General features: G+C 70.1%; 17 protein-coding genes and 2 tRNA genes. 14 read left to right on the top strand and 5 right to left on the bottom strand.

Annotated elements, in window-relative coordinates; translation table 11 throughout:
* Positions 1–979: 979 nt before the first annotated feature.
* Positions 980–1,399, bottom strand: coding sequence for an NUDIX domain-containing protein (locus tag ACIRPT_RS13250; protein ID WP_403826314.1), 420 nt, complete (start codon positions 1,397–1,399; stop codon positions 980–982).
* 78 nt (positions 1,400–1,477) lie between these two features.
* Here ACIRPT_RS13250 and ACIRPT_RS13245 point away from each other — a divergent pair, with 78 nt between their 5' ends.
* The 13 genes from ACIRPT_RS13245 to ACIRPT_RS13185 all read left to right on the top strand — a co-directional run bounded on the left by ACIRPT_RS13245 (position 1,478) and on the right by ACIRPT_RS13185 (position 12,757).
* A complete protein-coding gene (locus ACIRPT_RS13245; RefSeq protein WP_403827069.1) occupies positions 1,478–2,257 on the top strand; it encodes a GntR family transcriptional regulator in 780 nt (259 codons plus the stop codon).
* 461 nt (positions 2,258–2,718) lie between these two features.
* Positions 2,719–3,171 carry a protein kilB gene (locus ACIRPT_RS13240; RefSeq protein ID WP_403826311.1) on the top strand — a complete coding sequence of 151 codons (453 nt, stop codon included), beginning with the start codon at positions 2,719–2,721 and terminating at the stop codon, positions 3,169–3,171.
* 91 nt (positions 3,172–3,262) lie between these two features.
* Entirely contained in the window at positions 3,263–3,532 is a 270-nt protein-coding gene (locus ACIRPT_RS13235) for a DUF6284 family protein (RefSeq protein ID WP_403826308.1), read from the top strand.
* Complete coding sequence (locus tag ACIRPT_RS13230) at positions 3,529–3,975, top strand: Pycsar system effector family protein (protein WP_403826305.1); 447 nt, start codon at positions 3,529–3,531, stop codon at positions 3,973–3,975. The genes ACIRPT_RS13235 and ACIRPT_RS13230 overlap by 4 nt, the downstream gene beginning before the upstream one ends.
* Positions 3,972–5,075: a conjugal transfer protein gene (locus ACIRPT_RS13225; protein WP_403826303.1), complete on the top strand. Its 1,104-nt coding sequence runs from the start codon at positions 3,972–3,974 to the stop codon at positions 5,073–5,075. Before ACIRPT_RS13230 ends, ACIRPT_RS13225 begins: the two co-directional genes overlap by 4 nt.
* Positions 5,075–5,440: an RRQRL motif-containing zinc-binding protein gene (locus ACIRPT_RS13220; protein WP_403826300.1), complete on the top strand. Its 366-nt coding sequence runs from the start codon at positions 5,075–5,077 to the stop codon at positions 5,438–5,440. The genes ACIRPT_RS13225 and ACIRPT_RS13220 overlap by 1 nt, the downstream gene beginning before the upstream one ends.
* Positions 5,440–5,751, top strand: coding sequence for a hypothetical protein (locus ACIRPT_RS13215; RefSeq protein WP_403826297.1), 312 nt, complete (start codon positions 5,440–5,442; stop codon positions 5,749–5,751). Before ACIRPT_RS13220 ends, ACIRPT_RS13215 begins: the two co-directional genes overlap by 1 nt.
* Before the next feature lie 329 nt (positions 5,752–6,080).
* Complete coding sequence (locus tag ACIRPT_RS13210; RefSeq protein WP_403826294.1) at positions 6,081–7,985, top strand: FtsK/SpoIIIE domain-containing protein; 1,905 nt, start codon at positions 6,081–6,083, stop codon at positions 7,983–7,985.
* Between the two features lie 58 nt (positions 7,986–8,043).
* Positions 8,044–8,343, top strand: a complete 300-nt coding sequence (locus tag ACIRPT_RS13205) for a hypothetical protein (RefSeq protein ID WP_403826291.1) — start codon at positions 8,044–8,046, stop codon at positions 8,341–8,343.
* A gap of 89 nt (positions 8,344–8,432) precedes the next feature.
* Complete coding sequence (locus ACIRPT_RS13200; RefSeq protein WP_403826288.1) at positions 8,433–9,311, top strand: bifunctional DNA primase/polymerase; 879 nt, start codon at positions 8,433–8,435, stop codon at positions 9,309–9,311.
* A gap of 3 nt (positions 9,312–9,314) precedes the next feature.
* The gene (locus ACIRPT_RS13195; protein WP_403826286.1) at positions 9,315–10,790 is read left to right on the top strand and encodes an ATP-binding protein; all 1,476 of its coding nucleotides are present in this window, start codon (positions 9,315–9,317) and stop codon (positions 10,788–10,790) included.
* 486 nt (positions 10,791–11,276) lie between these two features.
* Positions 11,277–11,474 (top strand): helix-turn-helix domain-containing protein, encoded by a 198-nt coding sequence (locus ACIRPT_RS13190; protein WP_399496559.1) that lies wholly within the window; start codon positions 11,277–11,279, stop codon positions 11,472–11,474.
* Entirely contained in the window at positions 11,474–12,757 is a 1,284-nt protein-coding gene (locus tag ACIRPT_RS13185; protein ID WP_403826283.1) for a tyrosine-type recombinase/integrase, read from the top strand. Before ACIRPT_RS13190 ends, ACIRPT_RS13185 begins: the two co-directional genes overlap by 1 nt.
* Positions 12,758–12,837: 80 nt before the next feature.
* Here ACIRPT_RS13185 and ACIRPT_RS13180 read toward each other — a convergent pair.
* The 4 genes from ACIRPT_RS13180 to ACIRPT_RS13165 form a co-directional block, all read right to left on the bottom strand.
* Positions 12,838–12,910, bottom strand: a tRNA-Arg gene (locus tag ACIRPT_RS13180).
* Between the two features lie 133 nt (positions 12,911–13,043).
* Entirely contained in the window at positions 13,044–13,700 is a 657-nt protein-coding gene (locus tag ACIRPT_RS13175; protein WP_403826280.1) for an HD domain-containing protein, read from the bottom strand.
* 106 nt (positions 13,701–13,806) lie between these two features.
* Positions 13,807–14,853: a GlxA family transcriptional regulator gene (locus ACIRPT_RS13170; RefSeq protein WP_403826277.1), complete on the bottom strand. Its 1,047-nt coding sequence runs from the start codon at positions 14,851–14,853 to the stop codon at positions 13,807–13,809.
* A gap of 115 nt (positions 14,854–14,968) precedes the next feature.
* A tRNA-Ser gene (locus ACIRPT_RS13165) sits at positions 14,969–15,059 on the bottom strand.
* Between the two features lie 241 nt (positions 15,060–15,300).
* On the opposite strand from ACIRPT_RS13165, the gene ACIRPT_RS13160 reads away from it, so the two are divergent.
* On the top strand, positions 15,301–15,846 hold the full coding sequence (locus tag ACIRPT_RS13160; RefSeq protein ID WP_403826275.1) for an SSI family serine proteinase inhibitor: 546 nt from the start codon (positions 15,301–15,303) through the stop codon (positions 15,844–15,846).
* Positions 15,847–15,976 lie beyond the last annotated feature (130 nt).

Here is a 15,976-nt window from a genome sequence, read left to right as displayed (position 1 = left end):
CGCGGCCTCACGAGGTCCACCGCTGTTCGCTGGCGTACACCGCCGTTGATGTCAGCCGCTGATGTCACCCTCTGGAGCCTCAGCACGCGTAGGCGAGCACTCGGAAGCGGCGTGCTCGGGCACCTCGCTCACCCTCGAAACGCTGCGCCGGGTTGATGCGATCGGGTACACGATCGCCAACACACCAGATGCCGTCGCAATCGGAGTGGCGACTGCCGGGAACAGAAAGACAAGGGCCATAACTCCGAGGGCAAGAGCTCCGCACCCCGCCAACAGACGGAATCCGCCGCTCCAAAGGGACCACACGCGCCTACCCGAGATCGGCCCATCGTCCGCATCCTCACAGCCGGATGTTGTTTCCCGGGGCCAGCTAGGTAGTGTCATAAGAGACCTTCCTTGCGCTACGAGTTAGGTCGGGGCGGCTCCCGTTGCAGCGGGGGCCGCCTTTTTGCGGCCACGCCAACCCCTTGGGCCCAATCGTGACACCAAGTCAGGTCGTCACCAATTCGCTTATCCACAACCCCTGTGGATAACTTCGGATTACCTGAGGATAAATAGAGATGACCTGTGGGTAAAAGGGTGGAAGAGCCTGTGGAAAGATCCATAATGCGCCACCCCCATGGCGCCTGACCTGCAGATTCACGACCCACAGGTTGTGGCACAGAAAAACTTCGGTTTTGACGACAAGAACCGCAGAATCCGGAGCCGGAATAGAGACTTCCGGCAAGATCAGCCTGAGCGAGTAATAGGCTACTAGCGATCTGACCTATTACCGATCCCGCTGAGCGCCCGTCCTATTGTTTTGGCGCATAAATAACAGACCTTTGCGAGCTCAGCGGCGCCTGCGGCCTGAAACTACGATCCTTCAAACTGCGGTGGGGGCCACCTGGCCCGCCAACCGCCGGAAGGTCATCGCGTCCTCCACGCCCGGTCCCTATGCAGTCGTCGCCCAGGGCCCGCAAGACGATCGCCCCAAAGGTCAGCGGCCCGTCGAAAGGTCTGTGGTCAGCAGCCGTCGGCCGTCATGAGCCCGCACCTGCGGCCCCCCAGCATCAAGCGCATCGAGGACCCGCACCGCGTACGCCTCCACCATGTGGCTCGCCACCTCTTCACGAGTGAACCAGCGCACGTCCACGGACTCGTCTGACGTGTGCTCCTCGCCTCCGACCGGCCGGCAGCGGAAGACCAAGGCAACAACGCCGCGCTTCATGTTCTTGTAGACCCCGGTCAAGCGCTCCGTCTCGACCTTGATGCCGGTCTCTTCCAGTACCTCTCGGCAGGCGCCGTCCTCCGGGCGTTCGTCCAGTTCGAGGACGCCGCCCGGGGCTTCCCAGGCGCCGTTGTCCGCACGCTTGATCACGAGAACGCGGCCGTCCTCGCGGACCACCACTCCGGCCACCGAAACCGAGTGAAGCGACATTGACCGGCCCTCCGGTTAGCGTTACTCATGTACAGGAGCATAGGAGGACTGAAGGACATGGGCACAACAGCCTCTAGAGACTCAGGTCGGCCACGGTACCTACAGATCGCGGAAGACCTGGCTCAGCAGATCAGGTCCGGAGTCCTCCCCGCTGGAGCCAAGGTTCCCAGCGAGTCGGAGCTCATGGCTCGCTACTCCGTCTCCCAGGGCACGGCGCGTAAGGCCGTGGCGGAGCTCCGGCCCACCGGCCTGATCGACACCCACCACGGCAAGGGCTCTTTCGTGAAGAGCCAGCCGCCGGTACGCCGCAAGTCGTCCGACCGCTTCCGACGCTCCCACCGCAAGGCTGGCAAGGCCGCCTACCTCGCGGAATCCGAGCAGGCCGGGAAGACTGCGGGCGTGACGGTGCTGTACGTCGGCCCCACCGAGGCGCCTGAGGAGATCGCGGAGCGACTGGGGGTTCCCGCCGGCGCGAAGGTGCTGGCGCGTCGGCGCCTGTACTTCAGCAACGGGACGCCCACGGAGGAGGCGACGTCGTACCTCCCGTGGGACATCGCCGAGGAGATCCCCGAGCTGCTCGCGGAGAACCCCGGGGGTGGCGGCATCTACGCCCGTCTGGAGGAGAACGGGCACATGCTGAAGGAGTTCACGGAGACGGTGCGCGCCCGGCTCGCCACGAAGCAGGAGACCGGCGCCCTGAGCCTGAGCCCCGGCTCGCCCGTGATCCACCTGATCCGGAACGCGGAGAGCGAGGGCGGCCGGGTGGTCGAGGTCTGCGACACCGTCATGGCCGCTGACCAGTTCATTCTCGACTACCGCATCCCTGCCGGAGACTGACGCAGCCTCAACCCCTTCAGCCCGTCGCGACGAAAGCTGTCGCGGCGGGTTGACTCATGTACAGGAGTTGGGCATTCTCATGGCAGCAACTCCTGCACATAAGCACATGAGTGCAGGAGTTCAGGGGCCAACGGTCCCGTGCATTGCCTGCCTGGACGCCCTGATCGACGCCCAGGTGCACCACCCAGGAGCCCCGCAGCGGACGGGGGGAGGCGGCCCGGCGCCTTGTCATTCACCGGAGGGCTTAGACCGAAAGGTCACGTCTCCATACGCCTGAAACGGGAGCTCGTGTTCCCGAAGGAGACAGCACACGCACTACCTCATCCCGCCGCCGCACTTCACCGCTGCGGCCGGTTGCCTCCCCCGCCCGTCCGGGCGCCCCTTCTGCGGGGCGGCTCGTACGGGCGGGGCTGAGGGGAGCCGGGAGATTCCCGCCCACCGCACCCGAGGGGGACACCGTTATGTGGTCCAGCATCATCGCCGTGATCGGCACGCTGTTGGGGTCGGTCACCGCCTACGTGCTCCAGCAGCGTGCGGCCCGCGCCGAGCGGGCCGAGACCCGTGCGGAGGACCTCCGCACCCGACAGCTCGCCGCCATCGCCGAGTTGGTGGCGGCTCTGGCCGATCACCGCCGCGCCATGTGGGTTCGTGAGGACCTGGCCCTGTCCGGCCCCACCGATGCCTACGCGGCGGCCCGCGCGGCCAGTCACGAGACCCGCTCGGCCCTCACCGTCCCGCTGCTGACGGTGTCGCTGATCCTCCCCGCCCTGGCCGAGTCCGCCCAGGACGCCGCCAAGGCCACCTACGCACTGCGCGGTGCCCCTGACGCCCGCACTTTGGCGGATCTGCGGGACGACGCCCTTGTGGCCGCCAACCGCCTGGTCGCCGACGCCGCGACCGTCCTCGCCGCCTAAGACGCCCGCACACCCATGAACGGCGCGCGGCCCCGGGGCGCAATCCCGGGGCCGCTGTTGGGCCGTTCCACTGTGAGAGGAGCACGACCCGATGAACCACATCGTCACTGTTCAGGATGCTGTTACCGCGTTCGCCGACTTCATGGAGCCGACCTATGCGGAGCTGGACGCGATCGAGCAGGAGATGCCCGTGATCCTGGCGGACGTCGAGCTGCTGGACGCGCACATCGTCACCCTCGACCGCACGCCAACCGAGCTGGACGACCGCCGCATCCGCCGGGCCCGCCGCCGCGCGCTGGCCGCGCGGGTCGCGCTGGTCAACCGTGCGGCCGGCACGAGCCTTCCCGGGGGTGCCGCGTGAGCACCACCGAGAAGAACCTGACCGCCGCGCACACTGAGGTGAAGGCGGAGATCGCGCGGACGGACTCCAAGACGGCGCTACTGCTGGCGTTCGTCGGCGCGGTGCTCGCCGGTACCTGGACGGCCGCCCACGACGTGCCGCTCACCGTGCCCGCCATCGTCACCGGCAGCCTCGGCCTGGCGCTGCTGGTCGCCGCGGCCGGTCTGCTGCTGCGGTCGGTCCGCCCGAACCTGGGCGGCCGGCACGGCTTCCCCCTGTGGGCCACGCTGACCGCCGACGAGATCGGCGCCGCCGTCGCCCGGGACCTGGCCGTCGACATCGCCGGACTGTCCCGGCTCGCGGTCGCCAAGTTCACGTGCCTGCGCCGCGCGGTCGACCTCACCCAGACCGGCGGCGCCCTGCTCATCCTCGCCGCCCTGCTCACCGCCGGGGGCGCCCGATGACCAGCACCAAACTGACCCGGGCACAGATCGGGGTCCTGACGGCCGCCTTCGTGCCGATGCTGGCCACGGGCGTGTTCGGCGGGATCGGCACCTACAGCAACATCGGCCACGCCTACGGCAAGGGCACCGCACTCGGTGCGCTCGCCGCCGGCGAGGGCGCTACGGCGGTGCTCGCCCTGGTCCTGCTCGGGCTGACCATGCTGGGACAGTCCTCCCCGCGCATCATCCGCGCCGGGCTGTGGGCACTGCCGGCCGCCGCTGCCTTCATGGGAGCGATGGCCGCCCCCGATCCGGGCCGCACCGTGATCTACGCCCTGACCCCGATGGGCATGTCTGTCTCGGCTGAGGGCATGGCGTTCCTGGCGCGGCGGATCGTGGTGCACACCGACGGCCGCGACGCGGAGAACGAGCGCCACACCGCCGACCTGGTGCAGGCACTCGCCTACCACCGCGCCCGCGCCGCCCACCACCCCAGCGGCCGGGTCCAGTGGTGGTCCGACCGAAAGTCGTGGCGGCTGGCCCGCAAGGTCGGGGTCGGGGACGTGGCGCTCGGATCGAGGCTGCTGGACGTGCAGCGCGACCGCGTCACCGCCGGTGCGGACGCCGCGCTCGCCGCCATGTTCGACGGGATCACCCTCGATCCCACCCCGGCCACGAATGCGGAGGAATCCACCGAGACCGAGAGGAAAGGGTCTACGGCTGACCTGCCCGAATCGACGCCGGACCCGGTGGTGATGCTGACCCGGCTGACTCTGCCCGATCCGGTCGCGGTCGACCTGGGAAAGTCGATGCCGCTCAAGCCGCTCCCGCCGGTCGACCCTGCTCCGGTCACCTCGATCGAGCGGCGCGCGGTGGCGGCAGAGTCGACCCGACCGCGCCGCGCCACTGGCCGCGTCCCGGAGGCGGCGAAGCCGACTCGTCCGAAGCGCACGGCGGAACAGTTGCTCGCCGAAGCACGCAAGGTGACGGCCGATTGGCCGGACTCGAAGGTGACCGGCGAGGGCATCCGCCGCGCCATCCACACGTCGCCGGCGAACGCCCGGTCGCTGCGGGACACGATCCTCGCCGACCGCGCCGCCACGGCGGCTGAGGCCGCGTGATGGGGGCGCTGCCGGTGTTCCGGTGGCGCCTGGCCCCGGACGGCTATGCCACCCGCCGCCAACTCCGCGCCCGGGGCCTGCGGCCCGGTGGTCAGTGTGTGGCTGCTCAGCTCGAACGGCCGCGCCGCCGCCGGGGCCCACTGGTGGCCTACCTCTACCGCATCGACCACGCCAAGCCGGTGCGTCCGATGACCCCGGCCCGATGGGCGGCTCTGGCCAAGGCCAACGCTGCCCGCCGCACCTGCCCCGAGTGCCGGCGGGATGCGGGATACGTCATCCCTCCGTCCCTCGGCATGTGCTCCACCTGTGCTTTTCCCGATTGCTCCGTGCCTGCTGAGCGCGGCTTACCCAGCAAGGAGCGCTGATGTCCCACCGTGCCCCGCCGGGGATCATCGCCCCGCACATCCCCGCCGACGACTACCGCCGCGCCGAAGCCGTCGGACAGCCCGTCGTCATCGTCGTCCACACCACCGACACGACTGGACGTCCACTGCGGCACTACCTGTTCCCGGTGGTCATCGCCGGGGCCGCTGCTATCGGTGGCTGGGGACTGGTCGCCGCTCTGTGCGCGCTGCTCGATGCGGCCGCTCACACGGTCACTGTCATCGCCCAGACAGCTGGGCCCATCGGTGTCGGCGGCGTCACCCTCAAACTCACCCGGCCCAAAGGCAATTGAGGGCCCCCAAGGCGGGACCCGTAGGCGGCCCATAGGGCGCCTGGACCCCCTCGCGCGGGGTGGAAGACCCCGGGGGCCGCGAACGGCCGCTCATGCCCCCAAGGAGGCGCCGCGCGACCGCGATTTCCACCGCCCTACGCGCGCGTGCGCGTAGGGCCCCTCTCCCCGGAACGGTGCAACTCCGCAACTTCGCAGGTCAGGACGTGTTGCAGGGGGTTCAACCGGTGCTGTCGACGCAACCGAAGGCACCAACTATCGCAATTCGGGCGGGCCGGTGACGCCACGCAACGGCGCACCGGCCCTCATCCACGGTCTTGGAGGACCCTTTCGTGGACTGGAAGCAAGCATGGTCGACCACCACCGACACAACCAATACGGCACTGGATGCACTCGCGCCGATGTGCACGCCCTTCACCGCATGGTGGGACAGGGAAGCGGAGCGCCGGGCGCAGCTGCGGACTCCGGAGAACCTGAAGGCGCTCATGGCGGCGCAGCGAGAGCACAACTCCGCCCGGTCCATCGCCGTGATGGCCCGCAACCAGTGCAGCGCGGCCCGCAAGGCGTCCAGCAATCCGCTGTCGGGGCCCCGTCGGGCCGCGCGCACCGCGAACAAGGCTGCCCGGCAGCATCACAGTCAGGCACGGGCCGGGCTGAAGGCGGCGCGGAAGGACTACCCCGCCACCCTCGCGGCCCGCGCGGTCCAGACGCACGTCGCGCACACGGTGCCGGGCGGGCTGGCGTCGTGGCTGATGTCGGAGGCCACGCACGCGCTCACGCTGTGGCCGGCGTCCCTGTCCGCAGGACTCATCGGCCTGAACCTCGCCGCTCTGTGGCTGGGACGCCGTCAGCCGTCGGTGCGACTCGATGACGGGATGAGCGCAGAAGAGCAGCGCCTCGCCTCCCGGCTCGATCCGTCGTTCTGGGTGCCGAACGCCGATGCCCGCGGCTTGTCGGGCACGGTTCCCACTCCGGCGAAGCTCACCCCGGCCGGGCTGGTCTCGCACGTGCGCCTCGACGGCCGCTGGACGCCCAAGACGTTCCGTGCCAAGGCGGATGAGATCCGGGCCCTGCTCGGGGCGCGCACCGACCTGCGCATGGAGATCACCTCCGGCAGCCACGGCGACCGCGCCACCATCACGCTGCGGACCCGTAGCGCAGCCGACGGCATCGACCTGAGCGGCTGGAAGCCGGGCGACCCGTGGGGCGTCGACACGGTCACGGGCGAGTCGGTCATGGTCCCGTTGGGCCGCCGGATGCTGATTGCGGGCACGTCTGGCTCGGGCAAGAGCTGGTCGACCCGCGCTCTTCTGGCTGAGGCGTCCGAGGCGCCTGATCACCGCTTGGTGGTCATCGACCCGAAGCGGGTTGAGGCGATCAACTGGGAACACCGCGCCCGGACTGCGATCACGATTGATGAGGTGCTGGAGGTCACCGACGAACTGGTCGTCGAGATGCACGAGCGGCTCGCCCTGGTCCCGCGCGGTCGGGACACGATTGAGATCTCCGACGAGCGGCCCCGGATCACGGTGTTCGTTGACGAGGGAGCCGAAGTCATCACCATGGCCCGCAAGAAGCGGGCCAAGGGCAGCGACGGCGAGCCGGGCGATCCCGACTGGTCGCAGATCATGGAGAACCTGGGCACGCTGGCCCGCATGGCGCGGGCAGCCGAGATCATCCTGATCTGGGCCACGCAGAAACCCACGATGGACGCCAAGGGCGGCATCGACCCGCAGATCAGCGCGCAGATTACCTACCGGGCCGCGCTCGCGTTGTCCACCTCGGGTGAGTCCCGCGTGGTCTTCGGAGAGGACGCCACGGAGAAGGGCTGGCACGCGCACGAACTGCCCATGCCCGGCGTGGCGATGCTGCGCTCGGGACCGAAGGCCAAGCCCCACCCGATCCACACCCGCGCCTTCTCCCCCACGGACGTGATCGCCCTCCCTGAGCGGCCCATCTGGCAGCGCGCGTCCTCCCGGCCCGCCGCGAGCACGCTCCGCCTGGTCAAGGAGCCGGCAGCCGCTACGGCTTCCGCGCCCGCATCGACCGGGGCACAGACGAATCGTGACCGGGTCCTGCGGGCTGTCCACGACGGCGCCCGCACGCTGCGGGACATCACCGACCGGACCGGCATTAACAAGGGCACCGTCTCCCGCGAGATCAAGACCCTCACGACCACGGGAGCCCTCCGCAAAAGCGACGACGGCATGCTCCTGCCCGGCCGCGAGGCCGCGTGAGCACCACCGCCGCCCGAACGATTGCTCACCCGCACTTCAACAGCTGACAGGGGTCCCTGTGTTCGAGAACGACGTCACCGACTGGCCCAACGCCATCCAGGCCTACGCCTCCGCACCCGAGCACGGCAGCGAGCTGGTGTGGCTCAGCAATACCGAGGACCGAGGGCGTGAGTGGTTGCTGCGGCGCGCGGCGCTCTGGGACCGCATGGCCCATGGCCTCATCCCCGGCTACACGGCCACCACCAGCGACGCGTTTCGCCTCGCCTGCCGACTGATGGCCCTCGACGGGGCCGTCGTGGGCTGCAACCCCCGCGCCTACGTCCGCCAGCAGTACGCCCGGTGGGCCACGAACCGCTAGCTACGCCAAGGGCGGCCCCTCCGTCTCGCCAAAGTCGCGGGGCCGCCCTTGTCCACCTGCCATCTACAGACCTGTGGAGGTCTCCCAGCATGACGCAACCCACCGACATCCGGCGAGTGCGCGGCGGCATGAGCGAGCACCTGCGCACCGCGCTCGACCTCGCCGCCTCGCGCATCCCGGTCCTGCCGCTTCGGGCGGGCAAGGTGCCGTTCGGCAACTGCCCGGCCTGTGCCAACAACGCGTGCGGAGGCCGGCCGAACATGAAGACCCCGGGGCCGTGCGCTTGCCCCGGCCCGTGCCACGCGTGGGCGGCCGCGACCACCGACCCGCACGTCATCGACTCCGGCATGTGGCGGCGTGCCTGGCTGTGCGCGAGCGCGGTCGCCTATCACCCGGGCGGTGCGGGGCTGACGGTCGTGGACCTGGACAACGCCGACGCGATCGCGTGGGCTCGCAAGAACCTGCCCGTCACGCAGACCGTGCCCACCACCCGGGGTGAGCACTGGCTGTACCTGGGAACCATGCAGTCCGCGAACGCCGTGCGGCCGGGCGTGGACATCAAGTCCACGATGGCCTACGCACGCTGGCTCGGGTTCGGTACCGGCGCCATGGCCTACCTGCCGGATACCGTGCGCGCGCTCGCCGTGAGCAAGCCCGCCCCGGTCCGGCCCGAGCCGCAGCCCCTCACCGTGTCCCCGCCGGCCGGGGGCGGGGAGTGCCGCCATCGCACGCCCGCCTTCCTGGAACGCGGCATCACGATGGCGGAGCAGCGCATCACCGGCGCGAGCGAGGCGGTGCACACGACCGTCTACCGAACGTTCCTGGCCGTACTCTCCACGCACGGCCGGTGCGGCTGCCTCACCGGCATCCACGTCACGCGGCTGTTCACCGCCGCTCAGGCCAAGGGCGAATCGCCCCGGCACTGCAATGACGCGTGGGCCAACGCCCGCACCGCGCTGGGGATGTGAGCCATGTCCGAGGACGAGAAGACGCCGGCCCGCCAGATCATCACCGACTACGCGCAGGCGCACTTCCGGTACTTCCGCACCATCGACGGCACCGTCTACGCGCAGAAGAACGGCCACCCCGTGGCCCGGCCCATCCGCTCCCAGGGCACGACGGGAAGCCACCGCCAGGAACTCATGGTCGGCCTGTACCGCGACGGCATCGGCGTATTCAACGGAACCGCCCTCAAGGAGGCGTTGGACTTGATCGAAGCACTCGCACTGACCGAGGACGTACAGCCCACCCACATCCGCGTGGCGCCCGGATTCGACGGGGCGACGTGGCTGGACCTGGGCCGCGATGACGGCAAGTCGGTCCGCATCCACCCCACCGGCTGGGACGTCCTCACCCCCGACCCGCAGGAAGTCTGCTGGCGGCGCACCCAGCTCACCGGCGAACTCCCCCTGCCCGCCCAGGACACCAACGGCAAGGGCATCGACCTCCTGCTCCGCCTGTGCAACTTCGCCAGCGCCGAGACCGAGTGCCTGGCCATCGCCTGGCTGATCGGCTGCCTTGAGCCGTCCGTGCCCGTGCCCGCCCCGTTCCTCACCGGCCCCCAAGGAGCGGGAAAGTCCACCGGCGGTCGGATGCTGGTGCGGATCATCGAGGGGATGAGCGGTGACCTGCGCCGGGCACCGAAGGACGAGGAGAACATGATCACGGCCGTCGCCGCCGGATGGGTCACTGCCCTGGACAACCTCTCCCACCTGCCCCCGGACCTGTCCGACCTCATGTGCTGCATCGTGACCGGCGCCGAGAGCATCAAGCGCGCCCTGTTCACCGACGGCGACGTCGTCCGCTCCCGCTACCGCCGCCCCATGCTCCTGACCGGCATCGACGTCGGCGTCATCCGCCCCGACCTCGCCGAACGCCTCCTCCCCCTCCGTCTCGTGCGGCCCCGGGTGCGGCGAACCGAAGCAGAGCTGTGGACGGAGTACGCGGAGATCCTGCCCACCGTGCTCGGCTCCCTGCTGGACCTGACAGTCAAGGTGCGTGCCGCCCAGGCAGACACCCCCACCGACCTGCGAATGGCAGACTTCGCCCACCTGTGCGCCCAGCTCGACACGGCCACCGGCTTCGGCTCGCTGGCCGCCTACCGGGCCAGCCTCGATGACCTCAACGACGACGTCATCGAAGGTGACCTGCTGGCGCAGACGGTTTTGAACCACGCGGCCGGACTCGACGCGGGTACGGAAGTCCGTATGACGTCATCGGAGTGGCTGCACTGCCTCACAAGCCTCTACAGCGGCGAGGAGTGCCGTCCCCTGCCCAAGGGCTGGCCCACCACCGGCAAGGTCCTCTCCGACCGCCTCAAGCGCCTTCAGCCGACCCTCGCCGCACGCGGCGTCCTCATCGACTGGGGCCGCACCAGCGCCGCCCGCTACATCGAGATGACCCGCCCCGCGACACTGCCCCCGCACCAGCAGGAAGCGGCGTTCTGACCCCGCCGTCACGGCGCCGCACTGAACAAGCAAGAGGAGCACCCCCATCGCGCCCGGCGTGCTCCTCTTGCTGTTCCGGCGGCATGCCGCCGCTGCGCAAGACGTGCCGCGAAGCGGCTCCTTCTTCACGTCCTGAGCACCGCCGCACAACCACAGACACCACCCCCTTTTTTTCCTAAGAGAAGAGATCCTGCGTCACCCACGTCACCAGCCACCTGAACCCGGTCCCTGACCAGCGGTGACAGCAGTGACGCTGACGGCCAAACCTGCGTCACCCCGCGTCACCCGCGTCACAGGTGACCGAACTCCGCTTCGCCCCGTGACACGCCCCGAGCTGCCCGCGTCACGCATAACCACAGGTCAGAGCCACAAATGACGTGCGTGACGCGATGACGCAGAAATCCACACCTCGGACAGGCGCGGGCCTCCAAAGAGCCCCCGAACCAACTCCATTCGCAGGTCCAGCCCTCTTCCGGAGGTCTCAACGTGCTGACCGTCGTCGCGAGCGACCCGCAAGCCCTCACCGTCCCGGAGGTCATGACCGCCCTGAGGCTCAGCCGCAGCAAGGTCTACGACCTGATCCGCTCCGGCACCCTGCCGAGCTTCACCGAGGGGCGCGCCCGTCGCATCCCTCTCGACTCACTCCGCACCTACATCCACAACAAGCTTGAGGAGGCTGCCTGATGGCCAAGAGGCGCGCCAACGGAGAAGGCACGATCACGAAGCGCACTGACGGCCGGTATCAGGCCGCCGCGTACGTCTACCGGCCCGATGGCACCCGCGTCCGCAAGTTCGTCTACGGCAAGACGCGCGAGGAGGTGGGCAACAAGCTCATCGAACTTCAGGAGAAGACACGGCAGGGCATCCCGGCCGCCACCTCCACCATGGCGTTCGGCGACTTCCTGACCTACTGGCTCGCCGCCATCGCGCCCACCCGCCTCAAGCCTGCGACGCTCAACAGCTACGAGGGCCTTTCGCGGCTCTACATCAAACCCGCCCTCAGCAAGAAGAAGCTCAACCGCCTCTCCCCCACCGACATCCGTCTGTTCCTCGCGGAGTTCAAGGGCGGCTGCCTCTGCTGCCTGCGCGGAGTCGACGCGGCACGCGCTAAGGAGGACCGGACCTGCTGCGCCGTGAACAAGTGCTGCAAGCGCCGGCCGTCCGCCCGCACCGTCCAGTACGTCCATGCCGTACTCCGCTCCGCACTCCAACAGGCCGTCCGGGAGGAACTCATCGCTCGCAACGTCGCTCGCATCGTGGAGACCCCCACCGTCGAGCGCCAGGAGGTACGCCCGTTGGACGCCGCGGAGACCAAAATCCTGCTCAGGACGGCCCGCAAGCACCGGCTCTACGCCCTGTGGCTGCTGCTCATCTCCACCGGCCTGCGCCGCGGGGAAGCCCTCGGCCTCACCTGGTCGGACATCGACCTGGCCACCGGCCAGCTCCGGGTCCGACGCAACCTCCAGCGCATCAAGCGCGAACTGCTCTTCGGCACGCCGAAAACAGCTCGGTCGCTCCGGACGGTGTCACTGCCGAAGAGATGCGTCGAGGCCCTGATCATCCACCAGGCGCAGCAGGAGCAGGAACGGAAGGTCGCTGGCACCAAATGGCAGCCGTTCCCCGACCACCCGAACGGCCTGGTCTTCACCACAGCCACCGGCCGGGCCACCGACCCCCGCAGCCTCAACCGCATGCTCACGATCCTCTGCCGAGACGCCAAGGTGCGGCGCGTACGGGTGCACGACCTCCGGCACACGTGTGCCTCGCTGCTGCTAGCCCAGGGCGTCGACGCCCGCACGATCATGGAGACACTCGGCCACAGCACCATCACGATGACGCTGGATACCTACGCGCACGTGATGCAGACCACTCTCAAGGCGGCGGCCGACCGGATGGACGACGCCCTGGGGGTTGACGAGCCGACCCAGGACGAGGAGGGCGGTCCGGGGTGCGCGCCGGCCGCGTGATGGACACCAGCGCCCGCGTTGATGTCACCCACTGATGTCAAAGGCCCCCTCGCTAGAAGCGAGGGGGCCTTTGACCTGTGTGCGCTCGGCAGGATTCGAACCTGCAACCTTCTGATCCGTAGTCAGATGCTCTATCCGTTAAGCTACGAGCGCTTGGCTTTCCGGCGGTTTTTCTTGCCGGTCGGCGTTGCGAGAACAACATTACATGACCTGCGCCGTGAGGCGAAATCCATTGCCCGCAGCCGCTCTGAACTGCGGAAATGCGTTTGTGGCGGGGGTCGGGGAGCTACTGGGGCCAGGGGGAGTCCTCGATGATCCGGACGAAGTTCGGGCGGGTGTAGTCCTCTTCGAAGCGGGCCAGGACGTCGGCCTTGACGTTGCCGAAAGTGGTCTGGGGGCGGTGGGCCAGGCCCTGGTGGAAGGCGCGGAGGATGCGGCGCTTGAAGTCGGGGCGGGGGTGCGCGGCCACGATGGCGTCGCGGGTTTCGGCGGGGAGGGTGCCGTAGCCGAGGCCGAGGACGTCGAGTTCGACGCCGGCTGTGACGAGGGCCACTTCCGGGGCCATGTGGTGCGGGATCTCCGGGGTGGTGTGCAGGGCGATGCCCTCCCAGACCAGGCGGGCGCGGTCCTCGGGGATGCCGCGGGCGGTGAGGAAGGCGCGGGCCTCGTCGGCGCCGTCGAGTTCGAAGCGCCGCTGGGAGGCGCGGAACCTGGCGGTGAGGCCGAGGTCGTGGAAGAGGGCGCCTACGTAGAGCAGCTCCGGGTCGAAGTCCAGGCCGCGGTCGAGGCCGTGGCGGGCGCCGAAGAGGTAGACGCGCCGGGAGTGGTCGTAGAGCAGGTCGTCGGTGAGGTCGCGGACCAGTTCGGTGGCCTCCCGGGCGAGCTTGCTGTCGGGGACGGGGATGCCGCCGATGGCCGAGGGGGTGGGGTCTGGGGTGGTCATGGGTTCAGGGTGGCGCGGGGCGGGGCGCGGATGCCCGGTCTGCGGGGGACGGGTTGCCCACAGATGTGGACAGCGAACGGCCAGGGCGAAGGGCGGGGTGGGGCGGTCAGCGGGTGGTGGTGCGGAAGCGGGCCCGGTAGGCGGAGGGGGTGACGCCCAGGCGGCGGAGGAAGAGGCGGCGGAGGGACTCGTCGCTGCCGATGCCGGTGCGGCGGGCCGTGACGGTGGCGGTTTCGCCGTTGGCGAGGAGGGCCTGGGCGGCCTCCAGGCGTACGGCTTCGACGTATGCGGCCGGCGTGGCGCCGGTGTGCTCGCGGAAGAGGCGGGTGAGGTGGCGGCCGCTGAGGCCGGCGCGGGTGGCCAGGGCGGCGAGGGAGTGGTCGGCGGCCGGGTCGGCGGCGATCTCGTCCAGGAGGGCGCGCAGCGCGTCGTGGCGGGGGCGCGGGGTGCGGGCGGGCACCGAGAACTGGGACTGGCCACCCGGCCGCTGCATGAAGACGACCAGGTCGCGGGCCACCTCGCGGGCCAGGTCCGGGCCCTCGTCCGCCTCCACCAGGGCGAGCGAAAGGTCGATGCCGGCCGAGACGCCGGCGGAGGTGTAGAGGCGCTCGTCACGGACGTAGATCGCGTCGGGGTCGACGGAGAGGGTGGGGTGGCGGGCGGCGAGGGTGGCCGTGTGGCGCCAGTGGGTGGTGGCGCGGCGGCCGTCCAGGAGGCCCGCCTCGGCCAGGGCGAAGGCGCCGGCGCAGACCGAGGCGGTCCGGTGGGCGCGGGCGGCGAGGGCCCTTACGGCGTCGAGCAGGCCGGGCGGGAAGCGGCCCTGGGTGAGTTCCTCCGCGCCGGGGACGAGGAGGGTGTGGAGGGAGGGCGGGTCGGCCGCGGTGCCGGGCCCGTCGGCCGACAGTCGGGTGCCGGCGGTGGTGGTGATGTCGCGGCCGTCGGGGGTGCGGACCTGGATCTCGTAGCGGCCGCCCAGCCGGGCAGCGGCGCTGAAGACCTCCAACGGGCCGGTCACGTCCAGCAGTCGGGCCCCCTCGAAGGCCAGCATGACGACGAGGCGGCGGGCCCCCATCGGCGCCGCGGCGAGCCGGGGCTCGTCCGCGTACGGGGCTCCCGGCACGGGCTCGACGGGCTCCGCGGGCTTCATGGCCATGATCGGAGCGTACGGGGAGGGGCGGGCAGCGCATGCGGAGAGCGCGGGATGCGACGGTGCCCGGAAATGCGTTCAGGCCCCGGTCGCGGTGGACCTGGGCCTGAACGAAAAGGAGCGGAGGCGGAGGGATTTGAACCCTCGATGGGGGGTAAGCCCCAAACCGCATTAGCAGTGCGGCGCCATAGACCGGACTAGGCGACGCCTCCACACACCCCACGCGCGCACGCACGCTGTGGTGTGTCCAGATGATGGCACAGCTCTGCGGGCTGTCACCAATCGCCCCCTACGGTACTAGGCCCGCGGGCCACCCGGCAAAGACGTTCCTGCGGCGCAACGTCGGGGCTCGCGACGCGTTAGGAGTGTCGGGGCTGCGCCGACCTGCGTGTCGTGCGCCCCCGGCGTGTACGTACCGCGTACCGCCCCGCACTCGCCTCTCTGGAGCCCGTGATGCCGTATCGCCGGACGTACGCCGGGAAGTCCCTCCTCGCCGCGGCCGCGACCGCCGCCGTGTCCCTCGTTTGCGCGGCGCCCGCACTCGCCGCCCCCATCCCGCTCCCCATCCCGCTGCCGATTCCGCTGGCCGACCAGCGGCCCGGCGGTACCGACACCGGCATCGGCACGGCCGACGACCTGTTCGGCACCCTCCCCGCCCACCGCGCGGCCGCCGACCACCTCACCGTCTCCGTCCGCGACTCCGGCTCGCGGGCCACCGACCGCACCTACGAGCTGCGCTGCCACCCCGACGGCGGCAACCACCCCGACGCCAAGGCGGCCTGCGACAAGCTGGACGGGATGACGCAGTGGGGGCGGGACACCTTCGCGGCGGTACGGCCGGACGCCGTGTGCACGGCGATCTACGGCAGCGCGGTCACCGCGCATGTCACCGGCACCTGGGCGGGACGCCCGGTCGACGCCCACTTCCGGCGCACGAACGGGTGTGAGATCGAACGCTGGCGCCGCTTCGTACCCCTGCTTCCGCGCACCACTTCGTGACCCGGTTCATGGCGGAGTAGCGCGCCAGGTCAGGACGAGGGTGCACATGTCGGGCGTGCGGCGAGTCGCACCCGACCGTGCAATACCTCCTCGTCATGCGCCTCCGCTTCGCGGGCACATGCCCGTAGAC

The sequence above is a fragment of the Streptomyces sp. NPDC101227 genome (assembly GCF_044767545.1).
GTDB lineage: Bacteria > Actinomycetota > Actinomycetes > Streptomycetales > Streptomycetaceae > Streptomyces.
Note: the sequence above shows the minus strand (reverse complement) of the source record. Positions and strands in the feature narration are given on the sequence as shown.

What these genes read in the sequence shown, in the direction of transcription:
- ACIRPT_RS13175 (WP_403826280.1), bottom strand. Translation starts at nt 13,700, where the DNA reads ATGACCACCCCAGACCCCACCCCCTCGGCCATCGGCGGCATCCCCGTC.
- ACIRPT_RS13240 (WP_403826311.1), top strand. Translation starts at nt 2,719, where the DNA reads ATGTGGTCCAGCATCATCGCCGTGATCGGCACGCTGTTGGGGTCGGTC.
- ACIRPT_RS13220 (WP_403826300.1), top strand. Translation starts at nt 5,075, where the DNA reads ATGGGGGCGCTGCCGGTGTTCCGGTGGCGCCTGGCCCCGGACGGCTAT.
- ACIRPT_RS13245 (WP_403827069.1), top strand. Translation starts at nt 1,478, where the DNA reads ATGGGCACAACAGCCTCTAGAGACTCAGGTCGGCCACGGTACCTACAG.
- ACIRPT_RS13160 (WP_403826275.1), top strand. Translation starts at nt 15,301, where the DNA reads ATGCCGTATCGCCGGACGTACGCCGGGAAGTCCCTCCTCGCCGCGGCC.
- ACIRPT_RS13195 (WP_403826286.1), top strand. Translation starts at nt 9,315, where the DNA reads ATGTCCGAGGACGAGAAGACGCCGGCCCGCCAGATCATCACCGACTAC.
- ACIRPT_RS13215 (WP_403826297.1), top strand. Translation starts at nt 5,440, where the DNA reads ATGTCCCACCGTGCCCCGCCGGGGATCATCGCCCCGCACATCCCCGCC.
- ACIRPT_RS13170 (WP_403826277.1), bottom strand. Translation starts at nt 14,853, where the DNA reads ATGGCCATGAAGCCCGCGGAGCCCGTCGAGCCCGTGCCGGGAGCCCCG.
- ACIRPT_RS13200 (WP_403826288.1), top strand. Translation starts at nt 8,433, where the DNA reads ATGACGCAACCCACCGACATCCGGCGAGTGCGCGGCGGCATGAGCGAG.
- ACIRPT_RS13185 (WP_403826283.1), top strand. Translation starts at nt 11,474, where the DNA reads ATGGCCAAGAGGCGCGCCAACGGAGAAGGCACGATCACGAAGCGCACT.
- ACIRPT_RS13235 (WP_403826308.1), top strand. Translation starts at nt 3,263, where the DNA reads ATGAACCACATCGTCACTGTTCAGGATGCTGTTACCGCGTTCGCCGAC.
- ACIRPT_RS13225 (WP_403826303.1), top strand. Translation starts at nt 3,972, where the DNA reads ATGACCAGCACCAAACTGACCCGGGCACAGATCGGGGTCCTGACGGCC.